Genomic DNA, 20,681 nt, shown 5'->3' on the forward strand with positions numbered 1-20,681 from the left:
CCCGGACGTCGGGACGGAGCGGCAGCGGTAGATGCATGACCTGGGCAGTGCCCCAGAGTTACCCGCCCGGAATCCCCCCGTCACCCAGGACTCCATTCGCGGCCTCACCCGAACAAGAGGGATCGCTTTTCGAGACAGTTCGATGCACACGCATCCGGCCAGGGCGCAGCCATACCCATCTCCTTTCCCAGAGCCGACACCAGCGGACTGGTAAGTCGGTCCAGCGTATGTCCCCGCTTGTGATGCTTGCCCTTGGCTGTACTCCGTGACAGAATAGTCAGGAGTTGACTAGTCAGGAACGGCGGATACGCGCAGGGGAGGTTTGTCCATGAGGATCAGCGCACGCAATCAGCTCAAGGGGACGGTGACGCATATCGAGGGGCTCGGGTGCTCTACCGACGCGGAGATCGGCGCGCGCTCACCCCAGACGCTCGTCGCGCTCGCGCAGCGGGTCGACCGGCCAGCGGCTGATGTCGTATTCCTTTCCTGCACCAGCCTGAACGTGGCGCAGGAGATCGACTGGATCGAGGGGGTGATTGGCAAACCGGTTGTGACGAGCAATCAGGCGTCTGCGTGGCTGCTGATGCAACACCGGGGAATCGAACCCCGGCCAGGGATCTTCGGGAAATTGATGAATGTACGAATGGAGAACGAGGTAAGCGTATGACCGAGGTGAAACAAAGCTATCTGGTCGGTCCGGCGATTCACTTGCGCGCGGTCGAGGAGAGCGATGCCGCCAGCGAACCCTCCTGGCGCAAGAGTTGGTTTCCGCGGGCGCAGGCGGTTTCGGAAGCGAGGATCGAGGACGACTACTCCACCGGCGACAAGACGCTGGTGGCGGTGCGGAACCGGGACGAGGTCATCGTCGGCTCGGCGCTGATCTGGTTCGATGGTCCCTGGGCGTATGTCGATCCGTTCGCGGCCCGCTGGCTTACCGATGCGGGCGCGGAGCAGGTGCTGGCGGAGATCCTCGAGCTGCTGCTGCCGTTCCTGGTCGACGAAGGCGGGATCATCGCCGCGCTGACGGAGGTTCCCGCGGGTCTGCCGGCGGTGGAGGCAGCCCTGGCGAAGATCGGCGCGCCGTTTTGCTATCGCCAGCGTGAGGCCATGATCTTCCGCGGGCGGCGGCACGACAAAATGGCCTACCAGTATGCAAACAAGAAGTCGATCGCGGTCTTCGGCGAGCCGAAATTCACCCCGGAAGGCCCGGTGGAGCGCGCGGTCAGTCATCCGGCGCCGAAGCAGTGGCCCGCGGTCGTGTCGCCGCCACCCGGCGCGGTAATCGTGGGGGAACGGCTCTACCTGCGCATGTTCACCCCGGCCGATGGCGAGATCATGCGCGAGGCGTCGCTGACCGATACCGAATTCGCCCACGATCCGCGCTTCCCGCGGAGCGCCATGACCATGAACGCCCGGTTCCGCAAGAGCTCGGAAGCCGAGATTCCGGACAATATCACCTTTGCCATCGTGCTTCGTGGGAATGACGAGCTGATCGGGCGCAACGAGCTCGACTATCTCGATCTGGTGCATCGATCAGCGGAAACCGGCACTGAGCTTTTCAGACCGGAGCATCGCGGCAAGGGCTACGGCACGGAGGCGAAGCATCTCCTGCTGGCTTATGCGTTCGATGTGCTGAACTTGCACATGGTCTGGTCGAACGTCTGGGAGGAGAACCCGCGCTCGCGCGCCGCCCTGCTCAAGCAGGGGTACCGTGAAGCGGGCGGCATTCCCTGGCGGGGCACGCACCACGGCATCCCCTCGGGCGACTGGTGTTTCGATTTGCTCGCGTCCGAGTGGCAGGCAGCGAGACGCTAGTCGTCAGTAGTCAGTTGCTAGTTGTCAGTTGATGGTCGCGTGTAAGGGGGGCGAACGTTCGCTGGCCGGTCCTGGGCTCCGGACTCCGGACTCCGGACTCTGGACCCAGGTTGGCGGTCATGGGAGCCGCCACTGCGATTGGACCGTCTCCGGCCTCCGGACTCAGGACACCGGACTCAGAACCAGGACACCACCGTATGCCCCAGCCATTCATCAGCCGCAGTGAGGGACAGGCCTTTTTCGTTGGGCCGAGTCTCTTCCTGCGCCCGGTCGAGCCGGAGGATGCGCCGTCCGCGCCGCGGTGGTGGCCCGAGCCCTGGCCGCTGCCGGCTGAGGTTGTGGAGGAGAAGCTCAAGAACCAGCTCGGCAGCGACCCGGACGCCGAGGCCGATGCGCAACGCATGCTCATCTGCCGTCGCAGCGACGATCGTCCCATCGGTTCGGTCTTCTTCGAATATGACAGCGAATACGCCTGCTTTCTGCGCTTCACGCACGATCCGTTGCGCACCCTCGACCAATGGGCGGCAGCCGAAGCCGAGGTGATGACCGCGTTTCTCCCGTGGATGCTGGAGAAGCGGAATCTGCTCAAGGTGTATACCGAGCACACCTGGCCCACTGGCGATCATCCATTGGTCGTGGCCGCGGCAGAGCAGATCGGGATGCGGCGTTGCTTCCGTTTGCGTGAAGCGGGATCGTGGCGCGGGCAGCGGTTCGACTGGATCGGGTACGAATTGCTCGATCCTCGCTGGATCGTCACCCTCGGCATGCCCCGTGGCATGGAAGAGGGCCCGGTCGAACGCGAGGTGCGTTCTCCGGCCCGGCTGGGTCCAAACGGTGACACGGGCGAGCGCGTCGAACCTCCGGTGAACGCCATCGTCTCTGGCGCGCGGCTCTCCCTGCGGCCCTTCGAGCCGGCCGACGGCAAGCTTGCTTCCAGATGGCTTCTACGAGACACCGAAGATGTTTTCCCCAACGGTCCCGATGTGGTCAATCCCTGGGTCTATGGACAGTTGCACGTCGCGCTGGCGAAGGAATCGCCGCCGACGTGGGCGCGCTTCGCCATCGTGCGGAACGAGGACGATTTGCTCCTCGGCGCCACTGGGCTGACGCATCTCGATCTGCTGCACGGCAATGCCGAAACCGAGAGCACCATCTTCCACCCCGACTATCGCGGCCGCGGGTATGGCACGGAAGCCAAACACCTCTTGCTGGAATACGCCTTCGAGCGGCTTGGACTGCACATGGTCTATTCCTGGGTGTCCGAGCTCAATGCCCGTTCGTCCGCCGCCCTGCTGAAGCAGGGCTACCGCGAGGCCGGGTATTTCGCCTGGTCCCATCTCTACCGGGGCAACTACCTCGGCGGCCGCTACTACGACCTGCTGGCGAGGGAGTGGCGGAACGCCCGGACGTAGCACGCGGCAGGCAGCACGCGGCAGGCAGTCTTTCGTGACGCGCACTGTCGCGATGGTTCCACATTTGTTCCGCCTGCTGCGTGCCGCGTGCTGCCTGCCTGTACACTGCCGCCATATTGCGTCCGCGCTCCATGTGGAAAGGACCATCGATGCCGCCGGTTCGTTTCATCGTTACGGGATTGGGAAGCTGGGGACCCGGCTGGGCCGAGCTGATTCAGGCGCAAGACGGCGTCGAGTTGGCCGCCGTGGTCGAACCGATGGACGACCGCCGGCAGGCCGTCGTCGAGGCGCGCGGGCTCTCCCCGGACCAGGCGTATGCCGATCTGCAAACGGCGCTGGACCATGTCGAAACCGACGCAGTGCTGGTGGTCACCCCGCCGCGCACCCATCTCGAGGTTGCGCGCATCGCGTTCGCCGCTGGCAAACCGGTCTTGATGGAGAAACCGCTCGCTGCCGACATGGCCGACGCAAAGGCTTTGGTCGAATTGGCCGAAGCGAGCGGCAACCTGTTGATCGTCAGCCAGAACTACCGCTATCGGCCGCCCATGGTGGCCCTGCGCAAGCTCTTGCAGGAAGGCGTGATTGGCGACCTGCTCCATGTCCAGGCGAACTGCCAGGAAGACATGCGGCTCTTCTACGAGGCCACCAACTTCCGCTATCTCATGCCGCACCCGCACATCATCGACATGACCATTCACCACTGGGACTTGCTGCGCTATCTCACCGGGCAGGAGGTCGAGAGCGTCTACGCGACTTCATGGAACATCCCGGACAGCCCGTACCAAACCGATGCGTCGTGCGCCATCATGCTCAAGCTCGATGACGGCACTCCGGTGCTTTATGAAGGAAGCAGCGCCACGCATCGTGACCGCACATCGTGGTCCTCATGGTGGGAGTTCGAGGGAACCAACGGGCGCATCTGGACCGATGGCGGGGTAGGCGACCCGCATCTCGACACCGTGCATCTGCACGTCTATGGCGAGGATCCGGTGATCGTCGAGAACATCACTGTCGCCGAGTCCGACCGGCACGGTTCGCTGCTCGCCTTCGTTGCCGCGTTGCGCGGTGGCGAATTGCCGGCCCATACCGGCCGGGACAACCTGAACAGCCTGGCCACCGTGATGGCATGTGTCGAGTCGGTCGAGCAAGACCGGATCGTGAAGGTGGAAGAACTGCTCGGATAGCACGATCCCGCGGAAGGGACGCGTCGCCTCGGGCAGGCGCTCGTTCTGCGCCCGCCTGTTCCTGGGCCGTCGCGGCAGGCTCGCACGGAGATGCGAAGCCTGGGATGGACGGAGAATCTGCATCGGGCACTACGGGATGCGGTTCAGATTTTGGGATTTCCACGATGCGTTGACGGCCGAAACGTCCAGAAGTGGCGCCTGCTCCGGAGTCGGCCAGGAGTCGACGGGATGGGCCGTCGATGTGCTGCGATGTCTCACCGTTGAAGCGCTGGGCTATACCTCTTTTGTTCGGAGCACATACGCGCCAGTATGGCTATCGTGCTCGTCGAGCGTTCAGGTGGAGGCATCTCGGGACGGTCTCGACTCTTCTGCAATCTGCCCTAACCTGGATTTTTTCGTATTCTCCGGTCACGCCCATTTCCTCACGTCGGCGCAGGCCACCGTGCCTGCCCTTCCCTCCTCACGAAGCGCTGCAGCCCTCCGTGGCTGCTGTCTGACAGCGTCAAGAGCAGCCACGGAGGGCTGCGGCTACGGGGATTGGGGACAGGAGCAGCCACGGAGGGCTGCGGCTACGGGGATTGGGGACAAGAGCAGCCAGGGAGGGCTGCGGCTACGGGGTTGGTGGGGCAGCCACGGAGGGCTGCGGCTACGGGGTTGGTGGGGCAGCCACAGAGGGCTGCGGCTACGGGGATTGGGGACAAGCGCAGCCACGGAGGGCTGCGGCTACGGGGTTTGGGGAAAGGAGGAATCTAGTATGAATGCTCCGGGCCAAGCTCCTCGGCAATCGCCTGGAGTTCGTAGCGGAGCGGCCACGCCTGGTCAGTTCACGTCGGATCGAGCCAGGGTGTCGATTCCCAAAATCCGAACCAAACCGGCACTACGGGTGTATTGCGTTCCTGCGGTATTCCCGCTAACATCCCAACAATATGTCAGGTCAACAATGAAATAGTGGGTCGCCGCAAGGCGATACGTCCCGGGGGTGGTTCCATGCATCGTCGTTCTCCCCATGTTCCCGTTGGCGTTGTGCTTCTCCTTCTCATGTCGTTGCTGACGCCTCTTCTGGCGCCTCCCGCCGCTTCGGCGCAATCGGCTGGAAGCTGGTTCGTCTATCACCAGATCACCAATTTGCCGGAGGGTTCCGGCTCGGTCGGCTATCCCGTGCTGAGTGGCGATGGCGCCACCGCCGTCTTTAGCCAGGCGCCCGGAACAGGAGATCCTGCCACCCCGAACCGCATCTTCACCATCGGGTCCGATGGGAGCGGGATGACCGAGGTCGATTCGTATGCGCCGCTTTGCGCGTGTGGCGCAGTCGTCGACATCAGCAACGATGGCGGCACGGTGGTCTCGACCGACAGCGTGCAGGTGCGCATCGCCGATGCCAGAGGCGCGCGCGGACTCGTGACGCTGGCAAGCGGCGAGATCAGCGGTGTGGTCATCTCCGGCAACGGGCAGACCGTGTTCATGATCGTGCGGCGCGACACCTCCACCAGCGACAACACGCTCTCTATCCCGCGGGGGATCTGGGCCATCGACGTGAGTGGAGCGAATCTGCGGCAATTGGTCGATGCAAACGACATCGCCGCGGCAGTCGGAGTGACGGTCGAAGAGACCGGATGCTGTTTCCATTCCGATGGACATCCGATCGATGCCTCTGACGATGGAGGGAGGGTCGTCTTCGCCGCGTATGCCGCCGGGTTCGAACGCTTCTTTTCCACGGACGGCAGTGGCGGCAATCTCGTGCAACTAGGTGGGGAGCAGCAATACTCCATGCGGGTGGCGGTTAGCGGCGATGGCGCGTTGGCGGCCATCGACGGCACGCCAGTTGGGGCCACGTCGAACGAGGTGGCGGTGATCCCTGCCGGCGGGGGCGATGCGCGGGTGCTGACGGAGATGCCCTACTCGGGTTATGACGAACCGTTCCAGCTTACGACCACCGGAAACCGTTTGCTTGTGAGCTCGAACGGGCTTCTGTTCGACACGGACTCCGGAGACGCGGAGCTGCTGGGTGTTTCCATTGCCGGTGTCGGCGGCAATCACGAGGCCGTGCTGACCGACGGTCTTCCGCGAGGAACCATGGATGCGGAGGGACAACAGTTCCTCTATGTGATGCGCACGGTACGCTGCGCCGATTGCGCCAACCAGCAGGAACAATTGGCGACGATGGCGATCGATCCGGTCGATTTGGGAGCGGCCCCGGTGATCTCGAATGCAATCATCGAGCCCGCGGTGATTCTGCCCGATCACGGTTCGGAAGCGGTGGTATCGGCGTCGATCTCGACCGATGGGCAGGTGCTCGGGGTGGGGTACGCGGCGTTGCTCGGCAGCGAGGTCGATCCCAACCTGGGCAGTGCGGTTGTGCTGTTCGATGACGGCACGAATGGCGATGCGGTTGCAGGAGACAGCACCTACACCATTGGGGGCATCATGCATGGGATTGTGGTTGCGCGGGACCCAGACACCGGGCCGCGCATCATCAGGCTAGCAGCGGAGATCGAAGACGCCAATGGCATGCGGCATGCCACCGCCGTCGACATCGGAACCCTGACCGTGGACGATGCCGCCGCGAGCCGATGATCGTTGCGCTCGATGCGGGCGGCTGTTTGTTCGCGAACCGGAGCGGGCGCAACTGGCAACTGAGATGATGTGATCACACTGCGGACCGGACACGCCTCCAACCGCGCAGTGAGCATCGATGCAGTTCTGCATGCGGATTCTGTCTGGCGGACGAACGCGGAGCAGGCGTTCACTGGGCAGTGTTCATTTTGCGGAAACCGACGTATACTGTATACAGGCACCTGTGTAGTTCGGCGAATCAACTGGAGGGGGCGTGCACGCGCACCGATCAGTGCTATGACCACACCGATGAACACGAACACACTGGCTCAACAGGTCTACAGCCATCTGCGCGCCGGGATTCTCGACAACACCTACGCGCCCGGAAGCCCGCTGCCCGAAGAGGCGCTTGCTGCCAGCTTGAATGTCAGCCGCGTTCCGGTGCGGGAGGCCCTCCGCCGCCTTTCCGCCGAGGGGCTCATCGTCATCAAGCCCCGACAGGGCGCCACGGTCTCGGAACTCACGTCGAAGCAGTTTCTCGATGCCTACCAGGTGCGCGAAGCGCTGGAGGTGCTGGCGGTCCGGCTGGCCGCGCCGCGGCTTACCGCGGACGATCTCGATCAGCTCGATGCGCTTCAGCAGGCAATGCACCTGGCGGCCGATGCGAACGATGCCGAGGCCTTTTTTGGCGTCAATGCCGAGTTTCACGGCTTTCTGGTCGACAAGGCCGACAATGGCGATCTGAAGTCGATCTACAAGAGTCTCATAGACCGCATGCGCCGCTATCGCACACCGTCGCTCGATCTTCGCGGCGGCATGGCGGAATCGATCGACGAGCATGCCGCGATTCTGCGCGCCATTCGCGCGGGAGATAGCGGCGAAGCCGCGCGCCTGATGGCGCAGCATATTCATGTTCCCCAAAGCGTTGTCGAGGAAGATCTGGAAGAGGAAGAAGGCCCCTCATGACCACCGCCAAGTTTGGAGTCAACCTGAACAATCGGGAGCCGTTGATTGCGCCCGGGTATGGATTGCAGGATCTGCTCGATCTCTCGGTTGTGGTCGAAGAGAATGGGTTCGATTCGGTGTGGGTGGGAGATTCGCTCTTCTCGAAACCGCGCTGGGAGCCGATCAATGTGCTCTCGGCGATTTCGCAGCGGACGAAGAAGGTCAAGCTGGGCACGGCTTGCATGGTCTCCGGCACGCGCGACCCGCTCTACCTCGCGCTCGAATGGGCCACGCTCGATGCGCTTTCCAATGGACGGACCATTCTCGGCACGGGGATGGGGAATCCGGAAGAGGGGGTGCGGCGGGAGTACGAAGCGGTGCGGCTCGATTTCGAGAAGCGAGCCGCGATCTTCGAAGAAGGGCTCGATGCGCTGCGCCAGCTCTGGACGACGGGCAAGGTCGATCTGGACGGCCAGTTCTACAAGTACGACAACATTTCCTTCTACTCGGGCACCGAGATGAAGCCGCTCGGCCCGGTGCAAACACCACCGCCGATCTGGGTAGTCAGCAATCCGCGCCTAACGGTGGGCAATAAAGAGGAAGCCAAGACGGAAAAAGTCATCAGCAAGGCCGCCCGGCGCATCGCCCGGTATGGCGATGGCTGGATGACCTGCTGCCGCGCGCGTCACCCAGAGGAGTTTGCCGCCCAATTGGCGCAGGTGAACGACGCGATCGAGGAAGCCGGGCGCGACCGGTCCGAGTTCGTGATGTCCTACCAGGTCACCATGAACATCGCCGACACGCGTGAAGAGGCGCACGCCGGAATCAACTCGTACATCAGCCAGTACTACCCCGAGCTCAGCAAGGCGATGGACCTGCTGGAATGGGGCCCGATCGGCACCCCGGACGACGTGATCGCGTGGTTGAAGACCTTCCAGGAGGCCGGGGTGGACTACTTTGTCTGCCGCTTCGGCTCGCTCGACCAGTTCGGACAGGTCGAGCGGTTTGCAAAGGAAGTGTTGCCGGCGTTCGCCGGGGCGGAAATAGGAAATCGGAAATAGGAAATGGAAAGCGGGGCTGCTGAGGTCAAGGATTTCACCGATCTCCGCGTTTGGCGCGGTGCAATGGAGTTGGCCGAAGAGGTGTACCGACTGACCTGGACGTTTCCGAAACAGGAGCAATATGGACTTTCGAATCAACTCCAGCGCGCGGCGGTCTCAGTGCCATCGAACATCGCTGAGGGGCATGGAAGAAGCCAGTCCGGGGAATATGTCCGTTTTCTGAATATCGCCCGTGGTTCGCTTGCCGAGATCAAGACACAGCTCATTCTGGCGACCCGTCTCGGATACACAACGGAACCGGCATGCGGAATCTTGATTGTCAAGATCGATGACCTGCGTCGTCAGATAGGAGCATTGCGAACAGCAATCGAACGCCACAACGGAAGATAACGATTTCCGATTTCCCATTTCCTATTTCCGCTCATGCGAAAGGAGCACCAAGCAATGGCCGAACTGAACAAAGGACTGCGACAAGACGCGGAGCTGATCGTTGGGTTGTGTATGTCGGTGGAGGCCGGCGATACGGTGACGATCATTACGGACAACGATCATCTGACCGAGGCGGATGCGCTGGCGCAGATCGTGGTGGAGCGCGGCGGGTTCCCGGTGGTGATGAACAACGAGTATCAGGTCAAGAAGGCGATTGCCGATATGACCTTCCCGATGGCTCCGCCGAAGAATCTGCACCAGGCGATGGTGAATTCGGACGAGATCATCATCATCACGAATCTGGAATGGGCCAACCGCTTCGCCCATGTTTCGGCGGTGCGCGAATCGTGCGATGCCAACGCCAAGATCGCGTCGGTGGAAGAGGGGATCGGCACCTGGAACCTGACCGAGGCCGATATTCTGGATGCCACCAACCGCGCGGTCGCCGCGATCGAAGCGATGAAGGGCGCGAAGTGGTGCCATGTCACGTCGCCGGCAGGAACCGATCTGCGCGTGAACATCGAAGGCCGTCCGGCGCTGGAAGTGACCCCGATCAAGAAGCGCGGCCAGATGATGGGGCCGATTCCCCTCTGGTCGGAGGTCGCCTTCGCGGCGGTCGAGGACAAGACCGAAGGCCGCGTGGTGGTCGACGGCATCATGCTTGGCATTGGCCTTCCGGGACAAACGCCGAACCCGATCGAATGGCGGGTGGAGAAAGGCAAGGCGGTCGCGATCGAGGGTGGCGAAGAGGCCGAGCGGCTCAAGGCGGTCATCAAGGACGTGCCGGGCGCCGATGTGATCGGCGAGTTTGCCTTCGGCACGAGCGAGAAGTCGCCGACCGGATCGCCATCGGAGAAGGGGTTGCTGGGCACGGTGCATTTCGCGCTCGGTGACAACCACAATGCCTATCCCGGCGGCCAGAACGTGAGCAAGCTCCATCTGGACGGCAACTGTCTGAACGCGTCGCTGATGATCGAGGACACAGGGGTGTATATCGTCAAGGATGGGAAGTGGGCGTTGTAGGGCTTTGAGTCCGGAGTCCGGAGTCCGGAGTCCGGAGTCCGGAGTCCGGAGTTCGGAGTTCGGAGTCCAGGGTCCAGAGTTCGGAGTCCAGGGTCCAGAGTTCGGAGTCCAGGGTCCAGAGTCCGGGGTCCGGGGGCCTGGGGCCTGAGACGGTGGATAGAGACGAAACGAAGGTTCGGTAGACCATGAACGGATCAAACGGTGGGGTGACGGTAGTCCCCCTCGACCAGGTGAACGAGATTCCGTTGCCGAATGGCAGCTGGAGCAAGATGATGCTGACGGGTGATTCCGTGGCTGGCATCGTCTCATCGTTGGGGTACTCGGTTTTCACGCCGGGGACCGAAATGACGATGGTTTCGCATGAGGTCGAGGAGGTCGCGTTCGTCGTCGCGGGGACGGGCGAGCTGCGCACCGAGCAGGGCGCGGTTCCCTTCTCGGCCGGCGACGCCGTGCATATCGCGCCCCATCTTTGGCACGCGGTGGTCAACACCGGTGACGACGACGTGATCATGGTCTTCGGATTTCCCTATCCGGCGTATCCCCCGACGGAGCGGAAATGATGGTGACGGGCGTGGAAATAGGAAATAGGAAATAGGAAATGGCCAGAACGACGAGGGTTGCCGCGAGGCATCGATGTTCAGGTGTGCGGCGCGAACCGCACGACCTTTCCCTTTCCCATTTCCTATTTCCCATTTCCACCCGTGGAGCGCACCGTGTCTGATCAGTATCTTCGCGAGCAACTTGTTTGGGCGTGCCGGATTCTTGGCATGCAGGGCCATGGGGATTACACCCTGGGGCATGTCAGCGTGCGTGACGGCGACACGGTCATCATGAAACGCAACGGCATCGGCCTGGAAGAAGTGACCGACGACGCGCTGCTCACCATCGATCTGGATGGAAATCGGTTGGCGGGGAACGGCCCGGTCCATCTCGAATCGGTGCTGCATACCTCGGTTTACCGCGCCCGGCCGGATGTGCACGCGGTGGTGCACACGCACCCGCTCTACTCGACCGCTTTCGGCGCCACCGACGCCAAGCTGGAGATGATCAATCACGACGCGGTCCTCTTCTATGACGGATTGGCGTACTTCGACAAGACCGCCGAACTGATCATGACCCCGGAGCAGGGGGAATCGGTGGCGGCGGCATTGGGCCAGAAACGCGTGGTGATCATGCGCGGGCATGGCGTGCTGGTCACCGGCAAGACGCTGCCCTGGGTGGTCTACACCGCGTTGACACTGGAGCGGGTGCTGCAGATTCAGTCGATCGCGCGCTCGTTCGGCGAGCTGACGCCGATGTCGGATGAGATGGCCAGTACGGTCTATCAGGACAAGTACCGTGACGAGTTCATCGGGAATTATTGGAACTACCTGATCCGCGAAGTGGAGCGTGCGGGGTACGCGCCGGACGACGAGAGGGCACGGAGGCCCTCTGCTACGAAAGATGCGGAGGGGGCCGGACACGCGCCGGACGACGAGAGGGCACGGAGGCCCTCTGCTACGGATGACGGGGCGGAGCGGTCGATGCGCGCGCCAGTTCGGGAGGTGGTCTGATGCTTGCGCCGATCGAAATCCACGCGCCCCGTTCGGTTTCGGACGCGTCCGCGTTGCTGCGGCAGTTTGGCGATGACGCCGCGGTGTACGCGGGCGGCACCGAACTGCTGATCGTCATGAAGGAACGGCTGACCCCGGTCAACCGACTGATCGATATCAAGAAGATCGATGGGCTGCGGGAGATCGCCCGAGCGGAATCCGGCGCGCTGACCATCGGCGCGTTGGCGACCCATCGCGACATCGCGCGCAACCCGCTGGTGCGGGAGCACGCGCCGTATTTCGCCGCGCTGGAAGGAATCATCGCCAACACGCGGGTGCGGGCGGCGGGCACCATCGGAGGCAATCTCTGTTTCGCCGAACCGCATTCCGATCCAGCCACGTTGCTGGCCGCGATCGAGGCATCGGTCACGCTGGAATCGTCCGATGGCAGCCGCGAGGTGCCGGTGGAGGAGTTCTTTCACGGACTGCTGGAGACCGACCGGCAGGCTGACGAGATCATGACGAAGATCACGTTGCCAGCCCTCTGGAACACGACCGGGGTTTCGTACCAGCGGTTCAAGACCCATGAGCGCCCGGTTGCCACCGTGGCGGCGGCGGTGTCGGTGAAGGATGGCGTCATCGACGATGCGCGGGTGGTCGTCGGTTCGGTTGGTCCGAAACCACAGCGAATGCGTACCGTGGAAGAGACGATCCGCGGACAGGAATCGGGACTGCCCCTCTTCCAACAGGCCGGAATGCTCGCCGCGAGCGAGGCCGAGATCGACGAAGAGGGTTTCGAATCGGCCGACTACAAGCGTCACCTGGTGGCTGTTTACGTCCAGAAGGCGTTGCAGAACGCCGCCGATCAAGCGAAGGCTCGCCAATCATGAGCACCGCAACCGAACTGAACACCCAGATTACCGTCGAGACCACTGTCAATGGGCAGCGTGTCCGCAAGCCGGTCGAAGCGCGGCGCATGTTGCTCGATTTCATCCGCGACGACCTGAATCTCAAGGGAACCAAGCGCTCCTGCGATTCGCAGGTCTGCGGGGCGTGCACGGTGCTCGTCGATGGGTTGCCGGTCAGTTCGTGCTGCACGCTGGCGTACGAGGCGACCGGCAAAGAGATCGTCACCGTGGAGGGCTCGCGCGCAATGGATCGCTCGATCCGGTGCAGGAAGCGTTCATCGCGGAATCGGCCATTCAATGCGGCTTCTGCACGCCTGGCATGGTTCTGGCGGTCAAGGCGTTGTTGGCGGACAACCCGAATCCGACCCGCGCCGAGATCGAGCAGAACCTGAGCAGCAATCTCTGCCGCTGCACTGGCTACTGGAACATCATCGACGCGGTCGAACGCGCGGCCAAGCGGCTGCAGGAGGGGGACCAATGACTGTCGGAACCGATACCCCCCGGATCGACGCGCGCGCCAAGGCGATCGGCGAAACGAAGTTCGCGGGCGATCTGGTCATTCCGGGCATGGTCTACGGGAAGTTGATCCGGAGCCCGTTCGCGGCCGCGAAGATCACCCGCATCGACGCACGCGCCGCCAAGGCATTGCCGGGCGTGATCACCGTCATGACCGGAGACGATGTGCTCGACATCGATCCCTACTACGGGCATGCCATCAAGGACCGTCCCCTGATCGCCATCGATCGGGTGCGGTTCGCGGGTGAGCCGGTGGTGGCGATCGCGGCCGAGACACCGGAGATCGCCGCCGATGCGGCCGACTTGGTGGAGATCGACTACGAGCCGATGGAGGCGGTGCTTTCCATCGACGAGGCGCTCGCCGAGGATGCGCCGCATCTGCATGTCACCGAGCTGCTGCGCAAGGGGCTCTTCCATGGGTTGGGCGAGTTCAAGCTCGATCCCGGGAACTATTGCTATCACCATCAATTTGGCCGGGGGGATCTGGACGCCGCTTTTGCCGAAGCCGATATCGTGGTGGAAGGGAGTACGCTTTCCCGGCGGTCTATCAATACGCCATGGAAACCCACACCACCATCGCCGAGTGGAATCACGCCGGCGATGAGGTGACGTTGCATTCCAACTGCCAGCATCCCTTCCTGGTGCGGGCCGAGATTGCCGATCTTTTCCAGCTTCCGGTCGCCAGCGTGCGCATCGTGGTTCCCTGGCTGGGGGCGGGTTCGGCAGCAAGTCGTACACCAAGATGGAACCGATCACGGTCGCGCTCGCCCGCAAGGCGAAACGTCCGGTGCGGATCCAGAACAGCGTCGACGAATCGATGGTCACGACCCGACGGCATGGCATGAAGGCGTGGATGCGCACGGGGGCTCGCAAGGATGGCACCCTGCTGGCCCGCGAGGTGCGCGCCTGGTTCGATACCGGCGCGTATGCCGACAATGGGCCGCGGGTGGTTGCCACCGGGGCGGACGCGGCGCCCGGTCCCTACCGCTGGACCGCGGTCGATGTCAATGCCTGGGGCGTCTACACGAACACCTCTCCCGCCGGATCGTATCGCGCGTTCGGCGCGTCGCACCTGCAATGGGTGGGCGAATGCCAGATCGACGAGATCGGCCGTCGTTGCGGGCTCGACGGGGTGGAGATGCGTGAGCTCAACCTGCTGGAGCCGGGCGAGTACGTGCGTCCGGGCGGCAAACCGCTCGACGCGGACCTCAAAGGCGACATTCGCAAGTGCGCCAACAATCTCGATTGGGATTCCCCCAAGCCGGCGAATGTCGGGCGTGGGGTGAGCGTTGGGTTGCTGGCGGCGGGCGCGCACCCGGTCAGCACCGCGTTCGCGCGTATGGAAGCCGATGGCAAGGTCGTGCTCTATGTCTCCTCGACCGATATGGGGCAGGGGGCGCGCACGGTGTTCAGCCAGATCGTTGCGGAAGAACTGGCGTTGACCGTCGATCATGTACGGGTCATGGGGGGCGACACCCAGGTGACGCCGTACGACCGTTCGACTGGCGCCAGCCGTTCGACCACGCTGGCGGGAATGGCGGTTCTGCGTTCCGGAACGGAATTGCGCGAGCAGTTGTTCGATATCGCCAGTCAGAAGTTCGGATTGCCGAAAGAAGCGCTCGAGATGCGCGATGGCGCCATCTGGCACGAGGACGAATCGATTACCTATCCCGATCTCATCAAGGCGCATTTCGGCATGGTCGGCGGTGAGCTGATCGGCCGGGGCGAGGTGCGGCCGGAGCACGGCAGCGGCTCCTATGCCGAAGGACCGGTTTTTTGGGAGGTCTGCATCGGGGGAATCGAGCTGGAAGTCGATCCCGATACCGGCAAGATCACCCTGCTCAAGACTGCCAGCGTGGCCGATGTCGGCAAGGCGCTCAATCCCAAACAGGTAGAGACCCAGGAGATGGGCGGTCTGATGCAGGGCATCGGCAACGCCATCTACGAAGAGATGATTTACGACCCATCCAGCGGGCAACTGACCAACGGCTCGCTCTTCGACTACCACATCCCGACTATGCTCGACCTGCCGGATTCGCACCGCTCGACCATCGTGGAGAATGCCGACGGTCCTGGGCCGTATGGTTCCAAGGGGGTCGGAGAGGGCGCGCTGGCGGGGGCGATTGCGGCGGTGACAACCGCGTTGGGCGATCTTGGCATCGACCTGCACGAGCTGCCTGCCACGCCCGAGCGCGTCTGGCGGGCGCAGCAACGGCAGCAGGCAGCAGGCAGCACGCAGCATGCAGAACGAGTTGGCGCCGCTGTGGAGAACGATTAGTGGGCAAGAAGTACGAAGTTCGGGCACGTTCGGCAATTTCGGGTACACCGCTTCCGGCGCGGCTGCTCAACGAGGGCGTTTGGATCGACCCGGAGCGCAGTCTGGAGCAGACCGACGAGCACGACGAAGCCGAGGCGCGCTGGCGCTTCTGGCTCGAGACCTACGAGATCAACGTTTTGTTCGACAACCACTGGCTCCTTTCGGCCGGGTGTGAAGAGGAGGGCATCTGATGGCAACACGCGTTTATCTGCTCGACATGGGCACGCTCATGCTCGATATGTCGTTCGTCACCTGGAACCACGGTCAGGGGATCGAATACCGCTTCCCGGTCTTTGCGGTCTATGTCGACACCGGTGACAAGAAGGTGCTGCTCGATACCGGGTTCGAGAAGGATTGGGTGGAGCGGAACCTGCCGTTCGAGAAACCGGAGCAGAGCGAAGACCAGACCATCGTCGCTCAGCTGGCGAGCATCGGGGTGCGGCCGGAAGAGATCGACATCGTCGTCAATTCCCATCTGCATTTCGACCATTGCTCGGGCAACCGGTATTTCCCGGGCGCGCAATTCATCATGAGCAAGACCGAGCTGCGGCATGCCTATGTGCCCGATCCGTGGGAACGGCTGGGGTACGACAAGAACCTGGTCGAGATTCCGGGTGGCAAGTTCACGTTGCTGCCGCCGCTGCACGGATTCGAGTACGAAGTGGCTCCGGGGGTCAGCCTGATCGAAACCCCGGGTCATTCCGAGGGGCATTACTCGTTTGTCGTTCGTCCCACCGGTGAGGCGCCAATGGTCTTCCCGGTGGACGTCGCCTACAACCCGCACAACCTCTACAACAAGGTGCTCATGGGGCTGCATTCCGATCCCCGTGAGCTCCTGGAGTCGATGTACAAGATCGAGAATCTGACCCAGAAGATCGGAGGACGCATCTTCTTTTCGCACGACCCCGAGAGCTTCAAGGGGTACAAGAAGGCGCCGGAGTTTTACGGGGAGTGACGGGGTCGGGGGTCCGGAGTCCGGAGTCCTGGGGCCGGAGTTCTGGGTCCTGAGTCCTGAGCCCCGAGACGATTTCGGTCGTAGTGGAGGGCGTGTCTGCCCTGCGATCGGGCGAAGCCCGATAACGGACGTACGCAACGTGATGGCGGGCACAGGTCCCGCCACTACGACGATGAAGTGGGCATAGGTCCCGCCACATTGATGAAGTGGGCGCTGATGGAGAGAGATTCTTCGCTGCGCTCAGAATGACAAACCGGGGCGATGGCGCGGGTTCGAACCGCGCGGCCCTTCGACGAGAGGTCTTTCCACTTTGGTGGGGACGACGGATGCAATGACGGATGGAACGGTGACAACCCAGCCAATCGTGACGATGGTTGGCATCGACAAGCGGTTCGGGCCGGTGCAGGCCAACGACCAGGTGCATCTCACCCTCTATCCGGGCGAGATCCATGCCGTGCTGGGCGAAAACGGGGCCGGCAAGACGACCCTGATGAACATCCTTTCCGGGATGTACCAACCCGACGCCGGGAGTATCACGCTCGATGGCAAACCGGTCACGATCGGTTCGCCGTCCGAGGCGCTGGCGCTGGGTATTGGCACCGTTTACCAGCATTTCACCCTGGTGCCGAATCTCTCCGTCATCGAAAACGTCATGCTCGGCACCAAGACCGGCTTCGTTCTCAATCTCAGCCGAGGAGAGCAACAACTCAAGGAACTGCTGGCCGGGTTCGAGCTCAACACCGATCCCAATACCGAGGTGCGCCATCTCTCGATCGGGCAGCGGCAGCGGGTGGAGATCGTGAAGGTCCTCTTCCGCGGCACACGCGTGCTCTTGCTGGACGAGCCGACCTCGGTGCTCACCCCTTCTGAGGTCGACGGGCTCTTCCGCATCCTGAAGCGGTTGCGGGAAGAGGGTGTGTCGGTCGTCATCATCACGCACAAGCTGGAAGAGGCGCTCGACGTCAGCGACCGGGTCACCATCTTGCGCGGTGGCAAGAATGTGGGCGAGCTCGGGCCTGTGGAGATCGCGGCAGCGGGACGCGCCGGGGCACGGCAGAAGATCGTGGAGACGATGTTCGGCGGGATGCCGGCGGCGGCCGAAACGTTCCAGCAACATGTCGCCACCGGCAAGACGCTGTTGGAGCTCGTTGGCGTTTCCGCGATGGGAGACCGGGGAGAGATGGCGATCCGCAACCTCTCGCTCCAACTGCGGGCAGGGGAGATCTACGGGATCGCCGGAGTCGATGGCAACGGTCAGAAAGAGCTGGGCGAGATCATCGCCGGGCAACGCAAGACCACCGGCGGCCGCCTCATCTTCGACGACAAGGACTTCACCAACAAAGGCGTGGCGACCCTTTCCAAAGCGGGGATCGGTTACATCACCGACGACCGCATGGGCGAGGGCGTGGTGCCCGGTATGAGCGTGGCGCAGAACGCCGCGCTGAAAACCATCACCCGGTCGCCGTTTTCCAACGGTATCTTCCTGAACCGCAAGGCGATCGAAGAGAATGCCAACAAGCTGATCGAGCAGTTCTCCGTCAAGACCCCAAGCGCCGATACGCGCATCACCCTGCTGTCGGGCGGCAACATCCAAAAGCTGATGCTGGCGCGCGAGCTGGCGATGAATCCGACTGTGATCGTCTGCAACAAGCCGACCTACGGACTTGATCTCAAGACCGCGCAGTTCGTGCTCAAGACGCTGCGCGAGGAAGCCGACAGCGGCAAGGCCGTGCTGCTGATCTCATCGGAGCTGGATGAGATTCTCGAGATCAGTGACCGTATCGGCGTGATCTACAACGGCGAGATCGTGGAGACCTTCGACCGCGCTCAGGTCGATGTGGAAACCATCGGCCGCTTGATGCTGTCCGGCCGGTCTGCTGTCCAGGAGAGCGCCGCATGAACGAACGCGCGCGCATGTCCGGGATCAGCATCTTGCCCATCGCCAGCAGCGTGCTCGCGATCGTCATGGCGTTCGTGATTGGCGGCATCTTCCTGGAAGCCAATGGCAAGGATGCGTTGCACGCCTACCGCATCCTCTTCGAGCGCGGGCTGCTCAACAGCGGCGGACTGACCGAGACCTTCAAGAAAATGGCGCCGATGCTGATCGTCAGCGCCGGGTTGTTGATCGCCCTGCGCGCCAGCGTCTGGAACATCGGTATCGATGGGCAGTTCATGGTCGGGGCGCTGCTGGCCGGTGTGGCGGGAGCGGCGGTGGCCGGATCGGTGCCGAATCCGCTCATGTGGCTGATCGCCGCGCTGGCCGGCATCGTCGGGGGGCTGCTCTGGGCGGTGATTCCGGCGTTGCTGATGGTCAAGTTCAGCCTGAACGAGATCATCACGACGCTGATGATGAACTACGTGGCGGTCAACGTTTGCGCCTGGTTGGTGAAGGGGCCGTTCAAGAACCCGGACGTCGTCGCGCCGCAAACGAAGCAGATCCCATTGGAAGACCGGCTGCCTTTCATCCCCGGCACCGAGGTGCATATCGGCCTGATCGTCGGGTTGCTTTGCGTGGTGGTGGTGGCAATCGTCTTCCGCTCGACGGTCTACGGTTTCTGCATCGACGTGGTGGGGCGCAACCGCAAAGCGGCCATCCATGCCGGGCTGCCGGTGGGGCGGTTGGCCGGGTCGGCGTTGCTGCTCTCCGGCGCGTTTGCGGGATTGGCCGGGGCGAATGACGTGCTGGGTGTGCAGGGGCTCTTCAAGGCCAACTGGAATCCGGGTTACGGGTTCACCGCGTTCGCGCTGGTCTATCTGGCGCGCTTGAACAGCTTGCTCATCATTCCCTTCGCCTTCTTCTTCTCGTTCCTGCTGGTCGGCGGCGATTCGATGCCGCGGCGCGCGGATGTGCCGACCTACTTCGTGGAAATGCTCGAAGGCTTGATGCTCATCTGCTTCGCGGTGGCGGTCTATCTGGAGCGTCGCTGGCATGTCATCTCCGAGCGGCTGCGGGGGCGGCCGGACGACCGGGTGGAACCGGAAACCTCGATCGGCCCCAGCGCGCTGGAAGGGTTGGAGACGTCGTAATGACGATCAATGGCATCGATCTGGCCGATTTCCTGACCGCCATTCTGGCCACCGGACTCTTGCGGGCGGTGCCGCTCGTGCTCGCTTCGATGGGCGATGTCTTTGCCCAGAAATCGGGTTTGCTGAACCTCGGCATCGAAGGGATGATGCTTTCCGGCTGCTTCTTCGGGTTCTACGCTGCCTATCACACCGAGAGCGTGACGTATGGCCTGCTGGCGGGAATGGCTGCCGGTTTGGCGATGGCGATGCTTTTCGCGTTCCTGACGGTGTCGTTGCGCGTCGATCAGGTGCTGGTCGGTTTGGCGATCACGATCTTTGCCGCCGGGTTGACGGGCTATCTCTTCCGCGATCTCTTCGGGGGGCAGAACGTTTCGGCCTCGGTGCGCCCGATGACGGTGCGCATTCCGCTGCTGGCCGATATTCCCATCATCGGCAAAGCGCTTTTCGACCGGCAGTTGCTCTTCTACATTGCCTGGTTGCTGGTGCCGGTGTTTGCCTTCCTGCTCACGCGGACGAGGTTCGGGCTGAACGTGCGCGCGGTGGGCGAGAACCCATTCGCGGCCGATGCGGCGGGTGTGAACGTGGTCCAGGTGCGCTATCTGGCAATGGCGCTGGCCGGGATCATGGCCGGGTTCGCGGGGGCGTTCCTGGCGGTGGCCGACCTGAAGATCTTCACGATCGGGATGACGGTCGGGCAGGGATTCATCGCGCTGGCGATCACCATGATCGGCGGGTGGAATCCGTGGAAGATCGCGTTCGCCGCCATCTTGTTCGGCATGCTGAATGCGCTGGGCGACAGTCTGCAAATCATCGGGGTGGATGTGCGCACCGAGTTCATCGGGATGTTCCCGTATATCGGCATCATGATCGCGATGATCGTGCTGGCGCGGCGGACCACGGTCCCGGCGGCGCTGGGCGTTCCGTATGCGCGAGGGCAACGGTGATGGAGGCTGACTTCGTGGCGGCGTCCATCAACGTGAGCGGGGTGCTCCCCGTCGTGAACG

General features: G+C 62.9%; 20 protein-coding genes and 1 pseudogene. All 21 read left to right on the plus strand.

All coding sequences use genetic code 11. From position 1 onward, the window contains the following. Positions 1-328: 328 nt before the first annotated feature. The 21 genes and pseudogenes from R2855_00425 (at position 329) to R2855_00525 (ending at position 20,621) form a co-directional block, all read left to right on the plus strand. Positions 329-667 (plus strand): hypothetical protein, encoded by a 339-nt coding sequence (locus tag R2855_00425; protein ID MEZ4529466.1) that lies wholly within the window; start codon positions 329-331, stop codon positions 665-667. Beyond that, on the plus strand, positions 664-1,815 hold the full coding sequence (locus tag R2855_00430; GenBank protein MEZ4529467.1) for a GNAT family protein: 1,152 nt from the start codon (positions 664-666) through the stop codon (positions 1,813-1,815). The genes R2855_00425 and R2855_00430 overlap by 4 nt, the downstream gene beginning before the upstream one ends. 197 nt (positions 1,816-2,012) lie before the next feature. Next, a complete protein-coding gene (locus R2855_00435; protein MEZ4529468.1) occupies positions 2,013-3,227 on the plus strand; it encodes a GNAT family protein in 1,215 nt (404 codons plus the stop codon). Between the two features lie 149 nt (positions 3,228-3,376). Continuing rightward, on the plus strand, positions 3,377-4,411 hold the full coding sequence (locus R2855_00440) for a Gfo/Idh/MocA family oxidoreductase (GenBank protein ID MEZ4529469.1): 1,035 nt from the start codon (positions 3,377-3,379) through the stop codon (positions 4,409-4,411). Positions 4,412-5,398: 987 nt separating this feature from the next. After that, positions 5,399-6,985 carry a hypothetical protein gene (locus R2855_00445; GenBank protein MEZ4529470.1) on the plus strand — a complete coding sequence of 529 codons (1,587 nt, stop codon included), beginning with the start codon at positions 5,399-5,401 and terminating at the stop codon, positions 6,983-6,985. Between the two features lie 276 nt (positions 6,986-7,261). Next, a complete protein-coding gene (locus R2855_00450; GenBank protein MEZ4529471.1) occupies positions 7,262-7,930 on the plus strand; it encodes a GntR family transcriptional regulator in 669 nt (222 codons plus the stop codon). Next, positions 7,927-8,970 (plus strand): LLM class flavin-dependent oxidoreductase, encoded by a 1,044-nt coding sequence (locus R2855_00455; GenBank protein MEZ4529472.1) that lies wholly within the window; start codon positions 7,927-7,929, stop codon positions 8,968-8,970. Before R2855_00450 ends, R2855_00455 begins: the two co-directional genes overlap by 4 nt. Positions 8,971-8,973: 3 nt before the next feature. Beyond that, positions 8,974-9,360 carry a four helix bundle protein gene (locus R2855_00460; GenBank protein ID MEZ4529473.1) on the plus strand — a complete coding sequence of 129 codons (387 nt, stop codon included), beginning with the start codon at positions 8,974-8,976 and terminating at the stop codon, positions 9,358-9,360. Between the two features lie 54 nt (positions 9,361-9,414). Next, complete coding sequence (locus R2855_00465; protein MEZ4529474.1) at positions 9,415-10,422, plus strand: aminopeptidase; 1,008 nt, start codon at positions 9,415-9,417, stop codon at positions 10,420-10,422. 185 nt (positions 10,423-10,607) lie between these two features. Next, complete coding sequence (locus R2855_00470) at positions 10,608-10,982, plus strand: cupin domain-containing protein (GenBank protein ID MEZ4529475.1); 375 nt, start codon at positions 10,608-10,610, stop codon at positions 10,980-10,982. Between the two features lie 153 nt (positions 10,983-11,135). Beyond that, complete coding sequence (locus R2855_00475) at positions 11,136-11,975, plus strand: class II aldolase/adducin family protein (GenBank protein ID MEZ4529476.1); 840 nt, start codon at positions 11,136-11,138, stop codon at positions 11,973-11,975. Further along, on the plus strand, positions 11,975-12,844 hold the full coding sequence (locus R2855_00480; protein ID MEZ4529477.1) for a xanthine dehydrogenase family protein subunit M: 870 nt from the start codon (positions 11,975-11,977) through the stop codon (positions 12,842-12,844). The genes R2855_00475 and R2855_00480 overlap by 1 nt, the downstream gene beginning before the upstream one ends. A gap of 163 nt (positions 12,845-13,007) precedes the next feature. Continuing rightward, positions 13,008-13,343 (plus strand): 2Fe-2S iron-sulfur cluster-binding protein, encoded by a 336-nt coding sequence (locus R2855_00485; GenBank protein MEZ4529478.1) that lies wholly within the window; start codon positions 13,008-13,010, stop codon positions 13,341-13,343. Continuing rightward, positions 13,340-13,987, plus strand: a complete 648-nt coding sequence (locus tag R2855_00490; protein ID MEZ4529479.1) for a hypothetical protein — start codon at positions 13,340-13,342, stop codon at positions 13,985-13,987. Before R2855_00485 ends, R2855_00490 begins: the two co-directional genes overlap by 4 nt. Next, positions 13,936-14,474: pseudogene (locus R2855_00495) on the plus strand (molybdopterin cofactor-binding domain-containing protein). The gene R2855_00490 and the pseudogene R2855_00495 overlap by 52 nt, the downstream one beginning before the upstream one ends. A 42-nt stretch (positions 14,475-14,516) precedes the next feature. Beyond that, positions 14,517-15,656 carry a molybdopterin cofactor-binding domain-containing protein gene (locus R2855_00500; protein MEZ4529480.1) on the plus strand — a complete coding sequence of 380 codons (1,140 nt, stop codon included), beginning with the start codon at positions 14,517-14,519 and terminating at the stop codon, positions 15,654-15,656. Continuing rightward, positions 15,656-15,886, plus strand: a complete 231-nt coding sequence (locus tag R2855_00505) for a hypothetical protein (protein MEZ4529481.1) — start codon at positions 15,656-15,658, stop codon at positions 15,884-15,886. The genes R2855_00500 and R2855_00505 overlap by 1 nt, the downstream gene beginning before the upstream one ends. Beyond that, positions 15,886-16,650, plus strand: coding sequence for an N-acyl homoserine lactonase family protein (locus R2855_00510; GenBank protein MEZ4529482.1), 765 nt, complete (start codon positions 15,886-15,888; stop codon positions 16,648-16,650). Before R2855_00505 ends, R2855_00510 begins: the two co-directional genes overlap by 1 nt. Positions 16,651-16,996: 346 nt before the next feature. Then, a complete protein-coding gene (locus R2855_00515; GenBank protein MEZ4529483.1) occupies positions 16,997-18,550 on the plus strand; it encodes an ABC transporter ATP-binding protein in 1,554 nt (517 codons plus the stop codon). Next, positions 18,547-19,677, plus strand: coding sequence for an ABC transporter permease (locus R2855_00520; protein ID MEZ4529484.1), 1,131 nt, complete (start codon positions 18,547-18,549; stop codon positions 19,675-19,677). Before R2855_00515 ends, R2855_00520 begins: the two co-directional genes overlap by 4 nt. After that, positions 19,677-20,621: an ABC transporter permease gene (locus R2855_00525; protein ID MEZ4529485.1), complete on the plus strand. Its 945-nt coding sequence runs from the start codon at positions 19,677-19,679 to the stop codon at positions 20,619-20,621. The genes R2855_00520 and R2855_00525 overlap by 1 nt, the downstream gene beginning before the upstream one ends. The last annotated feature ends 60 nt before the right edge of the window (positions 20,622-20,681 follow it).

The sequence above is a fragment of the Thermomicrobiales bacterium genome (assembly GCA_041390825.1).
Taxonomy (GTDB): Bacteria; Chloroflexota; Chloroflexia; order Thermomicrobiales; family UBA6265; genus JAMLHN01.